Origin of the sequence: Planotetraspora silvatica, assembly GCF_016863315.1 — a bacterium.
Classification (GTDB): domain Bacteria; phylum Actinomycetota; class Actinomycetes; order Streptosporangiales; family Streptosporangiaceae; genus Planotetraspora; species Planotetraspora silvatica.
In genome coordinates this window covers 50524-66455 of record NZ_BOOQ01000026.1, presented here as the reverse complement: position 1 = coordinate 66455, position 15932 = coordinate 50524, and the positions used below count along the sequence as shown (strand labels likewise).

13 protein-coding genes are annotated in these 15932 nt (G+C 70.1%); 1 reads left to right on the top strand and 12 read right to left on the bottom strand.

All coding sequences use genetic code 11. The features are described from left to right. The first annotated feature begins 62 nt into the window (after nt 1-62). On the top strand, nt 63-788 hold the full coding sequence (locus tag Psi02_RS19570) for a rhomboid family intramembrane serine protease (RefSeq protein WP_203976140.1): 726 nt from the start codon (nt 63-65) through the stop codon (nt 786-788). Between the two features lie 150 nt (nt 789-938). Here Psi02_RS19570 and Psi02_RS19565 read toward each other — a convergent pair whose 3' ends face one another. The 12 genes from Psi02_RS19565 to Psi02_RS19510 form a co-directional block, all read right to left on the bottom strand. Next, nucleotides 939-1892 (bottom strand): electron transfer flavoprotein subunit alpha/FixB family protein, encoded by a 954-nt coding sequence (locus Psi02_RS19565; RefSeq protein WP_203976132.1) that lies wholly within the window; start codon nt 1890-1892, stop codon nt 939-941. Between the two features lie 11 nt (nt 1893-1903). Continuing rightward, a complete protein-coding gene (locus tag Psi02_RS19560) occupies nt 1904-2683 on the bottom strand; it encodes an electron transfer flavoprotein subunit beta/FixA family protein (RefSeq protein ID WP_203955650.1) in 780 nt (259 codons plus the stop codon). Nucleotides 2684-2966: 283 nt separating this feature from the next. Beyond that, nucleotides 2967-4307, bottom strand: coding sequence for a serine/threonine-protein kinase (locus tag Psi02_RS19555; RefSeq protein WP_203976130.1), 1341 nt, complete (start codon nt 4305-4307; stop codon nt 2967-2969). 36 nt (nt 4308-4343) lie between these two features. Then, nucleotides 4344-6311, bottom strand: coding sequence for a serine/threonine-protein kinase (locus Psi02_RS19550; RefSeq protein ID WP_239095002.1), 1968 nt, complete (start codon nt 6309-6311; stop codon nt 4344-4346). Nucleotides 6312-6322: 11 nt separating this feature from the next. Next, complete coding sequence (locus tag Psi02_RS19545; RefSeq protein WP_203976127.1) at nt 6323-8377, bottom strand: serine/threonine protein kinase; 2055 nt, start codon at nt 8375-8377, stop codon at nt 6323-6325. 105 nt (nt 8378-8482) lie between these two features. Next, on the bottom strand, nt 8483-9007 hold the full coding sequence (locus tag Psi02_RS19540; protein WP_203976125.1) for a YbaK/EbsC family protein: 525 nt from the start codon (nt 9005-9007) through the stop codon (nt 8483-8485). 1 nt (nt 9008) lies between these two features. Beyond that, nucleotides 9009-10574: a flavin monoamine oxidase family protein gene (locus tag Psi02_RS19535; RefSeq protein WP_239095001.1), complete on the bottom strand. Its 1566-nt coding sequence runs from the start codon at nt 10572-10574 to the stop codon at nt 9009-9011. 155 nt (nt 10575-10729) lie between these two features. Continuing rightward, complete coding sequence (locus Psi02_RS19530) at nt 10730-11572, bottom strand: M55 family metallopeptidase (protein WP_203976124.1); 843 nt, start codon at nt 11570-11572, stop codon at nt 10730-10732. After that, nucleotides 11572-12807, bottom strand: a complete 1236-nt coding sequence (locus tag Psi02_RS19525) for a DUF6395 domain-containing protein (RefSeq protein WP_203976123.1) — start codon at nt 12805-12807, stop codon at nt 11572-11574. The genes Psi02_RS19530 and Psi02_RS19525 overlap by 1 nt, the downstream gene beginning before the upstream one ends. A gap of 11 nt (nt 12808-12818) precedes the next feature. Continuing rightward, nucleotides 12819-13316 (bottom strand): hypothetical protein, encoded by a 498-nt coding sequence (locus tag Psi02_RS19520; RefSeq protein WP_203976122.1) that lies wholly within the window; start codon nt 13314-13316, stop codon nt 12819-12821. Nucleotides 13317-13381: 65 nt separating this feature from the next. Beyond that, on the bottom strand, nt 13382-14155 hold the full coding sequence (locus Psi02_RS19515) for an enoyl-CoA hydratase/isomerase family protein (RefSeq protein WP_203976121.1): 774 nt from the start codon (nt 14153-14155) through the stop codon (nt 13382-13384). A 62-nt stretch (nt 14156-14217) separates the two neighbouring features. Continuing rightward, nucleotides 14218-15480 carry a glycosyltransferase family 4 protein gene (locus Psi02_RS19510; RefSeq protein WP_239095000.1) on the bottom strand — a complete coding sequence of 421 codons (1263 nt, stop codon included), beginning with the start codon at nt 15478-15480 and terminating at the stop codon, nt 14218-14220. Nucleotides 15481-15932 lie beyond the last annotated feature (452 nt).

Genomic DNA, 15932 nt, shown 5'->3' with positions numbered 1-15932 from the left:
CCTAGGAGAAGCACGACATATGCGCCTGCCGGCACCGGCGGGGGTTTGAGACGATCGACGATGTGAAAGTCAGACCGATTCCCCCGGCTGCCCTGATCTTGTTCGTGGTCACCGCTGTGCCCGGCATCCTGCAGTTCATGTTCCCCTCCCTGCTCGCCACCTTCTCCCGAGATCCCTCGAAGATCGCCTCGGGCGAATGGTGGCGGTTGGGCACCTCGCTCGTCTTCCAGGACGGCGGCGTCATCGGGACCCTGTTCAACCTCGCCGGCCTGGCCGTGCTCGGCGTCCTGGCGGAGCGCGCCCTCGGTCCCGCGAGAATGCTCGCCCTCTATCTTGCCGGCGCCGTAGCCGGGCAGGCGGCGGGTCTGTGGTTCGGCACGACGGGGGCGGGCAACTCGATCGCCGTCTGCGGGCTCGCCGGTGGGCTCGTGGTGGCGTCGGCGACCTTCCGAGCCGACCGGCTCATCGCGGCGTCGGCGACCTCCCGGGCCGACCGGCTCGCCGCGTCGGTGGCCGCGCTCTGGGCGTTCGTGCTCGTGACGACCGCGGTGACCCACTCGGCGGCCGGGATCGTCACCAGTGCGGTCGCCGTCGTGGCGGGAACGCAGATCGTCGTCCATCGGGACCGCCTGCCGCGCTGGGCCTTCCTTCTCGTGGCGCTCGGGGTGGGCGCCGGGCTTTCCGCCGTGTCCAACCTCCACGGCCCGGCGCTGCTGGGCGGCATGGCGGCCGGAGCCGTCCTCACCCGGGTGTGGTCCACGCGGCCGGAACTCCCTGCGGTGGGCTGACGCACGGCCTGGCACGGCGACAGCCGTACGGGATGGGCCGGGAAAGAGGAAACGGCGCCGCACATGTCGTGCGGCGCCGTTCCCGTCAGTGCCTGCGCCTGCTCGCGCCGACTATCCGCGCCGACTATCCGCGCCGACTATTCGCGCCGGCTACTTGCGCTTCTCGATCTCTTCGGTCAGCTGCGGGACGACCTGGAAGAGGTCGCCCACGACGCCGAAGTCGGCGATCTCGAAGATCGGGGCCTCGGAGTCCTTGTTGATCACGACGATGGTCTTCGAGGTCTGCATGCCCGCCCGGTGCTGGATGGCGCCGGAGATGCCGGCCGCGACGTAAAGCTGCGGCGACACCGTCTTGCCCGTCTGCCCGACCTGGAACTGGTGCGGATACCAGCCCGCGTCGGTGGCGGCGCGCGAGGCGCCGACCGCCGCGCCGAGCGAGTCGGCCAGCTTCTCGATGATCGAGAAGTTCTCGCCGGATCCGACGCCGCGGCCACCGGAGACCACGATCGCCGCCTCGGTGAGCTCGGGACGGGCGCCCCTCTCCTGCTTGACCCGCTCGACGACCTTTGCTCCGCGAGCGGCGTCCGACAGGGCGATCTCGACCTTCTCCTCGGCGCCCGCGCCGGGCTCGGCGACGGGGGCGGTGGAGTTCGGGCGGACCGCCACGATCGGCGTGCCCTTGGTCACGCGGCTGCGCACGTTGACGCCACCGCCGAAGATCGACTGGTCGGCCACGAAGCCCTCGCCCAGACCCACCGCGTCGGTGATCACACCGGAGTCGGTCTTGATGGCCAGGCGGCCCGCGATCTCCTTGCCCTCGGCCGTGGCGGCGACGAGCACCGCGGCCGGCGAGGCGTCGGACACGAGCTTGGCCAGCAACTCGGCCTTCGGAGCCACGACGTAGCCGGCGATCTCCTCGCTCTCCGCCACGTAGATCTTGCCCGCGCCGTATTCGGCGAGCTTGGCCTTCGCGGCGTCCGTGTAACCCGGGCCGGCCCAGACGGCGGACGGTTCGCCCAGCGACCGTGCCAGGGTCAGCAGTTCGAGGGTGACCTTCTTGACGTCACCGTCGGCGTGCTCGACGAGCACCAGAATCTCACTCATCTCGACGCCCCTCAGACGAACTTCTTCGACGCGAGGAACTCGGCGGCCTTGACGCCGCCGTCGCCCTCGTCCTTGACGACGGTGCCCGCCGCACGGGGCGGCGCGGCCGCGAAGTCCACGACCTCGCTCCACGCGCTCGCCAGACCGACCTGGTCGGCCGAGATCTCCGCGTCGCCGATGGCGAGCGTCTCGACCGGCTTCTTCTTGGCGGCCATGATGCCCTTGAAGGACGGGTACCGCGGCTCGTTGATCTTCTCGACCACGGACACGACGGCGGGCAGCGAGGCCTCCACCTTGTCGTAGCCGTAGTCGGTCACCCGCTGGATCGCGATGGCCGATCCGTCCACCTCAACCTTGTTGGCGAGGGTCAGCTGAGGCGTGCCCAGCCGCTCGGCCAGCATCGCGGCGAGGACGCCGGTGCGGGCGTCGGTCGACTCGGAACCCAGGATCACCAGGTCGAAGCCGATCTTCTTGAGCGTCTCCGCCAGGGCGTAGGAGGTCGACAGGGCGTCCGACCCGCGCAGCGCGTCATCGCTGAGGTGGACGGCCTTGTCGGCGCCCATCGCGAGCGCCTTGCGGATGGTCTCGGTGGCCTTCGCCGGGCCCATGGAAAGGACGGTCACCTCACCCCCGTGAGCCTCCTTGAGCCGCAGCGCCTCCTCGACGGCGTACTCGTCGAGCTCGTTGACGACGCCGTCGGCGGCGTCGCGGTCGAGCGTCTTGTCATCGGACCTCAGCTTGCGCTCGGTCGCCGTGTCGGGGACCTGCTTCACGCAGACGACGATGTTCATGGCCGGTAGCCGACCTCCCCTTTCCGTACGGCTGACGCCGCGATTTATCGGACGCGCCCGTGGGGTACGCGCACGTCTTGCCAGACTGCCAGGAGCTCGCAAGCCCGATGACAGCGGGTGGCCCGGAGTTCTCCCTGGTCCCCAGACGCCATGTTACCCATCGGTAGCTTAGTCGCAAACCTCCGGCTACGGGCGACGTGACCGTGCTCATACCCGGAAGTCCACTCCCGCTACGATACCGAACTTTATTCCAGAAGCTGAAGCCGCCCCCCCGCGGCAGCCGTCAACTGGCGACGACGAGGGCGATCAGCAGGAACAGGACCGTGCCGACGGCGAGCAGCAGCGTCGTCGTGCTGAACAAACTGCTCAGCAGGGCCCACACGGCCACGACGCCGACGCCGCCCATGACGTCCACGAGCACGCGGGAGCGCGATCGAGCGAGCAGCCCCAGCCCGGCGTCGGTGACGACCCCGATGCCGTACAGCACGAGCATCAGGAGCGAGACCTCGGGCACGTACTGCCGGGCCGCCGCCGCGAAGAGCCCGACGACCAAACTCGATCCGATCACCCAGCGGCGGTGCAGCTTCTGGCGGTGCCGGGCTCGCGCGTCCTCGATCGATCGCTTCTTCTCGGTGGGCCGCCACTCCTGGGTCCGCGCATCGTTGATCCCGCCGACGGAGGTCACCTCGGCGTCCCGGTGGTCGAGCGGGTGCCGTCCGCGCGGCGGGGCCGGCTCGGCGTATCCGGGGAAGGACGGAAGCTCGCCCGAGTACAACGGGGCGGACCGGGCCGGCCGCCTGCCCGCACCACGGGACTCGGCCGGCTCGGCCACCGCGGGCGCGGCCGCTCCGAGACGTGCGGCGAGTTGCGGCGCGGTCGGCCGGGTGTCCGGATCGGTCCGCAGGCACTCCGCGAGCAGCGGGCCGAGCCAGGAGGGGACACCGGACAGGTCCGGCTCGCGATGGACCACCCGGTAGGCGACCGCCGCCGCCGGTCCCGTCCCGTACGGCTGGCGCCCCGCCGCGGCGAACGCCAGCGTCGCGGCCCAGGCGAAGACGTCCGCCTCCGGGCCGGCGTCGCGACCCTCCAGCACCTCGGGAGCCAGGTAGCCCGGTGTGCCGATCACGGCTCCCGAGGCCGTGACCGAGGCGGACTCGAGTGCGCAGGCGATCCCGAAGTCGATCACATAGGGCTCGCCGTCGGCGATGATCACATTGGCCGGCTTCAGATCCCGGTGGACGACCCCCGCCGCGTGGATCGACCCGAGGGCCTCGGACAGGCCCCGCGCGAGCCGTACGAGCTCGTCGCCCCGGACCGGCCCGTCGGACGCGATCACCGTGTTGAGCGGGCGGCCCTGCACGTAGCGGGTGACGATGTAGGGTCGCGGCCCGGTCAGCGAGGCGTCGAGGACCTCGGCGATGTGGGGTCCGCGCACGCGGCGCATCGTCTCGACCTCGCGGGCGAGCCGGGTGAGGGCGAAGGCGTCGGACGCGACATGGGGATGGAGCACCTTGACCGCGACGGTGTGCCCCCCGGGGTCGAGCGCCAGGTGCACCTCGCCGAATCCGCCGGAGCCCAGCAGGGAGAGCAGACGATAGGAGCCGAGGTCTTCCTGCGAACTCATCCCGCTCCCTTCGCGCCGGCGTCCTGTCCCGTCTTGTCAGTTCCAGAAGCTCAGGAACCCGAGTCCGAGCTTGTCCAGGAGATCCCCGACGAGACCGCCCACGAGGTTGGCGACGGTCTGCTTGCCCTGCCTGGTCAGCTCGGTGATGACCTCGTGCGGCGGCCGCCACGGCGTCCAGACGGGGCTGGCGGACATCGCCGTCAGCACGGCGAAGAACGCCAGCGCGCCCACGGCGATCGTGACGACCATGGCGGCGCCCGGGCTGCGGATGGAGGAGCTCAGCGTCCTCGCGACGGCCTTGCGCGGCGCGCCACCTCCGGGTAGGAGGAACAGCCCGGCCACGAAGGCGGCGACGGCGTACGCGGCCGATCGGTCGGTGCTGAGATCTCCGAGGTAATAGAAGCCGCCCCAAACGCACACGCCGAACATCGCGGCGAGCGGCACCTGGACCACGGTCATGAGCGCGGCCTTGATCAGCGCCCACGGCGCCCCGACCACGGCGAGAAGGGGGTCGGCGCCGCTGCTGCCCCGGATCGACCGTCGCTCCGCGACGCCTTCGAAGAGGTAGTGCGCCACGCGCAGGCACACCGACAGGGCGACGGCGACCAGGGCCGCGGTCACCGGGAGGATGCAGGCCAGAGCCACCAGGGCGACGAGCAGAGACGCCGACACGAGCGGATGGCTGCCCCTGTAGGGAGTCTTGTGCTGCTCACCCGCCTGCGGCCGGGACTGCGTGGACGCACCGCCCCCCGCCTGTCCGGGCGGCGGGACGGTCGCCTGCGGGTCGGGGTATCCGGCCACTCGCTGGTCGGGCTGCGGTGGCGGCGGCTGACCGGCCGACGGCCGATAAGCGGCCGGCTGGTACGGCGCGGCCTGGTACGGCGCCGGCTGGTAGGGAGGCGGCTGATGAGGCTGCGCTTGGTGAGGCTGCGGCTGGTGGGGCTGCGCCGTTCCGTAGCCGGGCGGGGCCTGGCGCGGCCCGGGCGGCTCACGGCGCGGACGCTCCTGCCTGACGTAGTTCACCGGAGGGAGCAGGTCGGAGTAACTGTCGTCGGAGGCGTCCGGCCCCTGACGCCGCTCCGGACGACCCGGCCAGGTGATGTCGTCGTCGAGGATCCTCGTGCCGTCGGGGACGCGCCCGTTGCCACCCGCCCCGAGCACCCGGGTGCCGCCGTCCTGCGCGTTCTCGTGCAGCGCGGTCACGGAGGGGTCGAGCGTCTGGGTGAGCCTGAGCAACGACCCCGCGGACGGCCGGGTTCCGACCTCGGTGGCCAGGGCGAGCCTGAGCCAGGCCCGCAACCACGCCGGCGCCTGGTCGACGTTCGCCTTGCCCTCGAGGATGCGGAAGCAGACCGCCTCGAACGTGCCCGTGCCGAACGGCGGCTTGCCCGTCGCCGCGAAGAACACCGTCGCCGCCAGAGCGTGCACGTCGGCCGCCTGGGTGATCTCCGAGTCCCGGATGATCTCCGGGGCCAGATATCCGGGCGTGCCGACGAACATCCCCGTCTGCGTGAGCCGGGTGGCGTTGACCAGGTGCGCGATGCCGAAGTCGATGACGAGCGGCTCGCCGCCGACCAGCATCACGTTCGCGGGCTTCAGGTCGCGATGGATGACGTCCGCCGCGTGGATGGACGTGAGCGCCTCGCACAGCCCCCGGGCGAGGCGGATGATCTCCCGGTCCGGAAGCGGCCCGTCCTCCTGCACGGCCTGCTCCAGCGTGCGGCCGGGCGCGTACCTGGTGACGATGTACGGCATGGCGCCGGTCAGGTCGGCGTCGAGGACCTCGGCCACCCGCCTGCTGCGGACGCGGCGCATGGTCTCGACCTCGCGGGTGAGACGGTCGCGCGCCTTGAGGTCGGAGGCCACATGAGGATGCAGGACCTTGACGGCCACCTCGCGGCCCTCGACGTCCAGCCCGAGGTGGACGACTCCCATGCCGCCCTCGCCCAGCGGGCGTAACAGCCGATAGGGACCGATCCGTTCCGGAGCCTCAGTAGCCGACATGTCGTCCCCCGTCACCGATACCCCGTCCCGCGAAGCTCCGTCAGGCGTTGATCCACAGGTTGAACGTCGGCGGAACCCCACAAGTGCCCTGCTATTGGTCTACCCATGACACTGGTGAGCGCGACCAGCCCCACCAGGGCCGCGAGGACGCCGGCGCCCCAGGCCAGCCTCACCGCGGCCGCGCCGCCCGGCGCCAGCGAAGCGAGCGTGCGCCGCATCTGCCGGCCGGGACCCTGAACTCCGGGCCCGGCGCAGACGATCAGCAAGCCTACGGCGACGCCCCAGCCCCACGCGGCGGAATCGGGCATCGACCGCGCCATCAAGGTGAGCAGCACCGTGACGAACGTCCCCGGCACCGCGGCGAGCGGCACGAGCAGGGCCGTGATGCCGATCGACTTGATCAGCGAGGCCGGCTCGCCCAGCACCCGGACCACGTCCGCGGCGGCGGCGCCGGCGGGCCTGCGGCTGCTCAGGCGCGGCTGCGCGAGGTCGGCGGCCCTCAGGAGGACGACCGCGGGCAGGGCGATCAGGCACACCGCCACGGGCGCGATCACCGCCAGGCCCGTCATGGCGATCAGCAGCATCGTGCTCGCCACGCCGTACGCCTTGGGTCGCTGCAGCAGCGCGCCGCCCGTCGACGGAGCCACCCGGGCGGACGGCATCGTGCCCGGGGTACCCGGCGTGCTCGCGTGAAGGACCCCCATGGCGGGTGACGCCACGTGCGGGGCCGCCCTGTACGGGGGAACCCCATGGGGCGGGGCACCATGGGGAGGCACTTCGTGCGGGGGGACCCGGACGGCCGGCGGGAACGGCGCCGGGTGCTGCTGGACCCGGGGCGCCCGTTCGTGCGTCTCCGCCGGCTTGGAGCCGGGAGCCTGCTCGTAGAAGGCCTGGCTGGGCATGGCCGCCTCGCGGAGCTCCTCGGGGGTGACCCTCCTCGTGGGGATGTCACCCTCGGCCGGAATCCTGCCCGAGGGGCCGGACGGGAGTCCGGCGTTGCGCAGGTCCTCCCCCGTCACCCGGACGGTGGGGAACGGGTCGCCCTGCTGGGCGGCTGGACCGTCGTTGAGAAGCGACACGAACTCCCCGCCGGGCTGCGAGGGCGACGGCGGTGACCATCGCGGCCTTGACGGGACGGAGTGACCGGAGTGAGCGGAGGGAGCAGGAGGGGTCGCATGCCCGGGCCGCCCGGAAGGACCGGATGCACCTGACGGCAGGCCCTCATCGACCTCCGCCACGGTGGAGATCTCGTCGGGAGGGGTGAACCCGGTGCGACGCGGTGTCAGACGATCGATCCACTGGAGCAGTTCGGCCGCCGCCGGCCGCTTCGCGGGGTCCCGGTGGAAGGCGGCCCGCAGGACGGGCCGGAGCAGTTCGGGCGCGGCCTCCACGTTCGCCTTGCCGGAGGTGATGTTGAAGAAGATCATCTCCAGGGTGCCCTTGCCGAACGGCGGCTGGCCGGTCGCGGCGTACAGCAGCGTGCCGGCCCAGGCGTGCACGTCGACCTCGGACCCGCCCTCCTGGCCTTCGATGATCTCGGGCGCCAGGTAGCCGGGGGTGCCGATGAACATCCCGGTCTGCGTGAGCCGGGTGGCGTCGACGGCCTGGGCGATGCCGAAGTCGATCAGCACCGGCTCGTCGTCGAGCATGAGCACGTTGCCGGGCTTCAGGTCACGATGGATCACTCCGGCGGCGTGCACGGCGACGAGGGCCTCCGCCACACCGCGGGCCACCTTGAGCAGGACGTCGAGCGAGAAAGGGCCGTCCTGTTTGACCATCTCGTCGATGGCCCGGCCCGGGACGTAGCGGGTGACGATGTAGGGCCGCCGCCCGGTCACGTCGGCGTCGACGACCTCGGCGATGTGCGAGCCGCGCACCCTGCGCATGGTCTCGACCTCGCGCGACAGCCTCCTGCGCGCGACGTCGTCGCCTGCCACCTCTGGGCGCAGGACCTTGACGGCCACCTGCCTGCCGCGGGCGTCGAGGGCGAGGTGAACCACACCCATGCCGCCTTCTCCGAGCCGCTTCAGCAGCCGGTATGGGCCCAGTCGGTCGTCCTGATTCATGGCCTAAGCACCATACCGACTAAAACACCGTCCATGAGTGAACCATCGCGCCACATTCCTAGTAAGCACAACGCCACAGAATGGTAAGTGGTTTCCCACGAAAGGTCACAGAGTGAGGGCGATGACCTCCGCGCCGGTCGCCTCGACCAGGGCCTCCCCGGAAAGCCCCAGCTTGGAGCGGCGAACGCCGCTTCCGATCACCACGAACGAGCGCCGAGTCACATTTTCATCAACGAGGACGGGCCAGTCGGCGGGCAATCCGATGGGCGTGATGCCTCCGTACTCCATCCCGGTGATGGCCACGGCGTCCGCCTGCGGGGCGAACGACGCCTTGCGGGCGTCCAGGTGCCGCCGGACGACCCCGTTCACGTCGGCACGATCGGTCGCCAGCACCATGACGGCGGCGTATCGCGTCTCGCCGCCCCGTTTGGCCGCCACGATCACGCAGTTGGCCGAGTCCTCCAGGGCGACGCCGTAGCGCTCGCAGAACGCGGCCGTGTCCGCCAGTTCCGGATCGATCTCCGCGACGCTGAGCGCCGAGCCCGGCGACTTCGCCTCCGAGATCGCCTTGGCCACCGGGTCCGCGACCAGGTCGAGCCTGTCCACGGCAGGAGTCCACTCGAGCGGCATCTCAGCCCTCCTTCAAGACGCGCTGGTGCAGTTCCGTGACCACCTTACGGGCGGAGCCGAGGGCGCCCGCCTGCCAGGCGATGAGGTGGGTGAGCCAGTCCCCGGCGAAGTAGACCCGGCCGGCGGGCTCCTGAAGAAGCTTGAACTGGGGGCCGTAGGAGGGCCACTCGACCCAGGAACCCTCGATGTGCGATTGCCTGCGCCACGCGATGGAGACGCTGCTCAGCACCTCGGTCCGGTACTTGTCCCCGTGGATGCGCACGCCGTTCTCGATCGCCCGGCGCTGCCGGTCCGCGTGCTTCATCGCCGCGTAGGAGTTCGCGGCGGCATCGAGGTTGTAATAGCCCACCACCAGGCCCCGAGCACCGTGGAACCCGTACGACGGGTACCAGATGTGCGAGATGTCGAGATCGGTCTCGGTGATGCCCCCGTAGATGCGGTCGTCGGTCTCCCACCATCGGCGGCGGTACTCGAGCCCGATCTTGCCCGCCGCCAACGGCCTGGGGGTCCGCAGCGCACCGAGCACCTCGGCGCCGAGATTGCCGGGGATCCGGGCGAGGATGTGGGGCGGCAGGGCCGCGACGCAGTAGTCCGCCGTGATCGATCCGCCGCTGTGGACCACTTCGACGCCGTCGGACACGTTCGTGATCTTCGTGACCTGGGTCGAGGTCGTGATCCGGTCCCGTCCGACGGCGTCGGCGAGCTTGCGCGCGATGGCGTCCATCCCGCCCACGGGCTGGAACATCGGCATGGACTGGTCGTAGTCGAAGGTGAAGGCCACCGTGCGGCCGAGCCCGTAGCGGAGCACCTCGGAGACGGACGGCACGGGGCCCAGGCCGACTCCGGCGTCGACTCCGGGGTTCGTCCGGTAACCCCTCGTGGAGGACCCGCGGTAGACGTGGTCGTCGTCGAGCGCCCCGAACTCCGAGAGGAAGTCGAGAAGCACCTCCCTGTCCGCCCGGGTCACCGTCCGGTCGAGCGCGCCCGTGTTCGTGGCCTTCGCCAGAAGCTCGCTGACGTACCCGTAGGTGTCGGCACGTGCCGTGCGGGCCCGGACGGGAGCCTTCATGGTGTGGTTGTAGATGTAGGCGTTGGGGTTGTCGTTGACGAACACCTCGACGGGAACGCCCAGCTCACGACAGTAGTCGAGCGTGATCATCCACTGGGCGATGCGCGCGGGACCGGCGTTGAAGTAGACGCCGTCGCCGAATCGGGCCTCCTGCGTCTCGCCGTTCAGCTCAGATACCCGGTCGCCGCCCCTGATGGTGAAACTGCGCCCGCCCACCCGGTCGCGCGCCTCCAGCACCGTGCAGTCGTAGCCGGCCTTGCCGAGCTCGTAGGCCGTCGCCAGGCCCGCCACGCCGCCGCCGAGGATCACGACCTTGGCGGCCGCCTTCCCCTTCAAGGCGAAGTCGGAGCGCTGCGGCGGCGCGTAGTCGCTTTCCTGCCGATCGGGGGCGAGGCCGAGAGCGCCCATGGCCGCGTACATGGCCCCCGCCCCGCCGGCGACGCCGAGCCCCACCAGCAGGGCCCTTCGCGAGATCCCGTCACCCTTGGACATGCTCATGTGAGCACTCCAGGGGGCCTCGCCTGAACCGGTCTATCGTCGGACGCGATCATGCAATTCGCACATCCCGTCCCACCCGCCACATCGGCAAGCGTGATCATGCAAACCTTCCAGATTCGACCGGCCTCAACGCGTTACGTGATCATGCACAGCGGTCAGCCGTACACCCCGCTGCCGCATGCGATCCGGCCGGCGATGGTGGCGAAGATACCGAAGAGGGCCATGATGTCCCAATAGTCGTCTGTGGTGAACTCGGTGTGCCTCGGCCCGACCAACCGGGTCCCGGGGACGATCGCACAGCCCGCCGCGATGTCGGTGGAGTTCCACTCCACACCCAGCGTGTACGGCGGGCTCACCACGTAGGGACGGAAGGCGGACAGGCGGCCGAGCGCCCGGGCGGTGGCCGCACGGATGCGGGCCTGGGCGACGCCCGGCGGCAGCAGTTCGGCCGAGAACCTGTCGATCCCCTTCTTCACGGCGACCGTTTCGACGTCGCCGAGCAGGTCCCGAGCCTCCTCGCACGCCGCCTCGTCGCCGGTGACGACGACCACGGGCACTCCGAGGGAACCCGCGAGGCCGGCGACCAGGCGTATCTCGCCGCAGATCTCGCCGTTCAGGTAGACGTCGTGGATCTCCTTGCCCATCCACGTGTGGTTGAGCACCCCGTGCTGGACACCGGCCCGGGCGTGATATCCGGCGAAGCAGGCCGCGGCGAAGTCGCCCGACAGGCCCTGCCCCATCCGGTGCGGCTTGCCCGGCCCCCTGATCAGCGAGGCCCGCGGGTCTATCAGATCGATCCTGAGGTTCTTGGTCGACCCGTGCGCGTCGTTGATCAGCACCGTGTCGGCGCCGGCGTCGAAGGCTCCCTCGACGACGGCGTTCGCGTCGCCGGTCATCAGCTCGCAACCGCGCTCGTAGCCCCGGCCTCCGGCGTGCATCTCCTCGGGATCGGTCAGGCCGGAGACACCCTCCATGTCCACCGACACATAGATCTTCATCACGTCTCCCAGGTTTCCACCCGCCGCGCCTCGTCCTCCGTCATGAGTCCGACGTTATCCACCATGTAGGCGTCCACCTGCTTGCGCCACTGTTCGGGGACCTCGTCGATCGCCGGCGCGTAGCAGTGTTCCAGCCAGCGAGTCGACTCCTCCGTCGCCTGGAGGTACGCGGCCGCCTTGGCGAACATCGTGTGCTCGATGCCGGGCACGTGCGCGACGCCGTACTCGATCATTTCCTGTCCGCCGTACGGCGGCGGCTCCTGCCACCTGCGGGCGATGGGCATGTCAGCGGTGACCGTCGTGTTGAGCGGGCGCCTTTCGATGGCTGCCTGAATCAGCTCCTTGTACACGCACTTCGCGCAGACTCCGCACGCCCCCCCGCCCTTGGATCCGCGCAGACACCAGCGGACGTGATCGCGAAGGTCGGACGCAAGGGCGAGCCGCATGGTCACGGCTTCGCTGATACCCGCCACGGGCAACACGAGCGGCAACCCGACTGCCTTGAACAGGCTTCCCCACTTGCCGTGCCCCGACCATATGGGGTTGTCGGGAGTGAAGTGGTGGGTGTACCGACCGCCACCGAGCCAGCGTGAGCCGAGCTCATAACCCAGTGCGATCCCCCCCAAGTCCATCTCGTCCGCGAGAAGGAGGGCACCGACGGTCACGGCGTGGTGTTCGGGATATCCCGGCCCGGGCAGGCGGAGGAGAAGCTCCAGATCCGACTGGACGATCGCGACATCGCGCCCCGTCTCCCCCGCGAGGCCCGCCAGCACATCCGAGCGGTAGAAGGACCACCGGTTCGGCACGCGTGGGTGCCTGATCCGCTGGAAGTGGACGAACGGCGCGTCCGGGAAGACGTCCGCCACCGCCATCGAGTCGGCGCCCCCGCTGTAGGAGACCGCCAGCCGTGTCCCCGATCGGGGGTCCCCGCCGACCGGGCCGGCGTCCACGTTCCAGTGGGTACGGAACACCTCCGCGAGCGCGGGTGAGATCGGCCGGTCGAACGTGACCCTCTGCCTGGTCCACGGGGCGGCCACGGTCCACGCGGCGACGGCGAGGAGGTCGGGATGGACGTCCGCGCCGCTCGTCCTGTCCTTGGGCAGCCGTATCTGGCAGGTGTTGGTGCGCAGTTCCAGCCGTGCCCCGTCGGTACAGGTGCCCGTGACGTCATCTTCCGGGTCGAGCAGGAAGGTCAGGTTCCAGATGCCGTCGGCGACGGTCCACTTGACGCGCATAGGGTTCTACCTCACAGATTTGTGGCGGGGGTCTGCGCGGACAGGCCGTCGATGGCCTGCCACACGCGCACCTCGTTCTGCAGGACGTGGTCGAGCGCCTCCGCCGTCCGTTCAGCCAGCCGGTGGCCCTTCACCGCCTGATCGTTGGCCTTGTTGACGGTCGCCGTGAGCTGCTTCAACGCGCGAACCTCGGCGCGCAGTGCGACGATCTCCTCGCGGAGTGACTGGTTCTCCCGCTGAGCGTCCTTGACGGCCGCGCTGACGACGTCCTTCACGACATCCTTCGCGATGGCCTTCGCAATGTCCTTGGCGGACTCTTTTGTGGCGTACGCCGCCGCGTCGTCCCTGCGGTCGTCCTTGGTCTCCCGATGGAGCCTCCGGAACTCATCCCGGATGTTTCTGACGTCCTGCCGATGGTCGGCCTGCGTGACATATCGAGCGTCCAGCCGAGACAGAAAAGCCCGGCGAACCCGGGCCGGGACGAGAACGCGTCCAACGAACCGCATCATGGGTCGCAACGATAGACCCATCACCACACACGCTCACACGTACGGGAAAATCCGACCGAATGAGTCTATCGGCCGGTAAATGTGGGCCTCCGCTTGTCCGCGAAAGCGGTCATCCCCTCCTTGGCGTCCTCCGTCGCGAACAGCCCGGAGAACTGGAGCCGCTCGATCTCCAGGCCGGTGTCGAGGTCGGTCTCCAGCCCGTGGTCGACCGCCAGTTTGGCCGCCCTCACCGCCGCGACGGGACCCTCCGCGAAGGTCGCGGCCAGCTCGAGAGCCGCCGTGTAGACCTCGCCGTCCGGCACCACCCGGTCCACCAGGCCGATGGACAGGGCCTCGGCCGCGGCGACGTGCCGTCCGGTGAAGATCAAGTCCTTGGCCCGCGAAGGACCGATCAGCCGCGGCAGGCGCTGGGTGCCTCCCGCGCCCGGGATGATGCCCAAGGTGATCTCCGGCTGGCCGAGTTTGGCGCTCTCCCCCGCCACGCGGAAGTCGGCGCACAGGGCGAGCTCGCAACCGCCGCCCAGGGCGTATCCGGTGATGGCGGCGATGACGGGCTTGCCGATCCGGGCCACCGCGGTGAAGCAGTTCTGGAGGACCTTGGAGTGAACGGCCATGTCCGCGTAGGACATGACGGCCATCTCCTTGATGTCCGCACCCGCAGCGAACACCCGCTCGCCCCCGTAGATGATCACAGCGTGCACGCCGGGGTCGGCGTCGACGAGCCGGGCCGACTCGGCGATCTCCTCCTGAACCTGCCGGTTCAGGGCGTTCATCTTCGGCCGGTCGAGCCGAATGGTCGCGATCCGGTCCACGATCTCCACGCTGACGAACTCACCCATGACACCCTCGTCCTTCCGCCCGCCCGGTCCTGTAACAGACGCCGAGACCGTAACACCATAGATCAACGGGCCAGCGGCAGCAGGTGCTGGGGCTCACGCGCCTGGGCACGCGCGATGGCCCTGCGGTAGATGCGCTCGTATCCCCGAGCCATCATCGCGACGTCGAAACGCCTCACGGCATGGGCGCGGACGACGGCGAAGTCCAGCCCGCCCGCCTCCTCGATCGCGGCGGGCAACTCCTGCAGGGAGTCCCGGACGAATCCGGTGACGCCGTCGACCACGATCTCGGGGACCGACCCTCGCCGCAGCGCCACCACGGGCGTGCCGCAGGCCATGGCCTCGATCATGATCATGCCGAACGGCTCCTCCCACTGGAGAGGGAAGATCAGGCAGTGGGCCTTGGACAACAACTCTCGCTTGAGCTCCGCGCCCACCTCCCCCAGGTATTCGACGTCGGGACCGAGAAGCGGCTCGACGTGGGTGTCGAAATAGGCCTGCTCCGCACGCTCGGTCCGCTTGCCGGCCAGCAGGATGCGGCGGCCGGCCGCCCGCGCGGCCTCGATCGCGAGGTGGGCTCCCTTGTCGGGGTTGAACCGTCCCAGCCACAGGACCCAGTCGTCCTTGCGGTCGCGATAGGGGAACGTGCTCACGTCGACCGCGTTGTGGACCCTGCCGATCCAGTTCAGGTCGGACGCGAGGGCCCGCTGCGCCCAGGAGATGGCCACGAGCGAGACCGTCGTCGCCAGCGAGCGATAGAACCGCCCGAACTCACCGGTGACCTCCCCATGACAGGTGACGATCGTCGGTGCTCCTCTGCCACGGGCGCCCAGAGGACCGGCCAGCGAATGATCGTGGATCACGTCGGCCTCGATGTCGTCGAGGAACCGTGCGGCCTGGGCCGCGTGGACCATCTCGGGGATCGCCTCTCCTATGCGCTCCGACGGCGGCTCGTCATAGGTGCGCAGATCGACGCCCGCACCCGCGCCGATCAGCGTTACCCGGTGGCCTCGCAGCGTCAGGCCCCGCGCCAGGTCGGCCGTCATCGACTCGATGCCGCCATAGCCTCTCGGCGGGATGTCGTACCAGGGGGGCGCCACCATCGCAATGTGGAGCCCGCCCCCGTCGCCGCCCTCGTTGCTGCCCTCTGCACCGGACGGCTCCGCCGGGTCGATTTCGGCAGGATCGATTCGCGGAGGGTCGACATGGGCCGAGTCGACGACCTTGGCCGAGCCAACTTGGGCCGAGCCAACTTGGGCCGAGCCGATCGGGTCCGGGTCCATCAACTCCATCTGGTCTATCGGGTCCATTGGGTCTATCGAGTCCATCGGGCCTCCAGAATCCGCCCCCGCAGAAGGGGTCGCCCCCTAGATCAGACCGTTTGCCCCTTTCGTCACACTTTGTTCCCGCCTTGCCGCCAAGTCAGGCCCCGGACATGGTCGAAGGAGAGGGAGATCCGTACGATCACAGCGGCCCACTGGACCGGAGCCCGACCAAACAAGGGCCGTGTGAGTGGGAACCCGCGATAGCTGGGGGCGGGCGAGTGGGCTGGGTGGGCCCGGTGGCGTCGGGGGCCTCAGGGGTCAGCGCCAGTCCGGGACGGTGTCCGGACTGGTGGTATCCAGGTGGGCGGTATCCGACAGGCGGCGTCCGGACGGGCGGCGTCCGGGCAGGCCTAGCGATGTGAGCGGCCTCGGTGACTGGTGCCAGCCCAGCACAGAGCTAGCCCAGCACAGAGCTAGCCCGGGACGCTGGCGGCCCAGGACGATGGCGGCCCAGG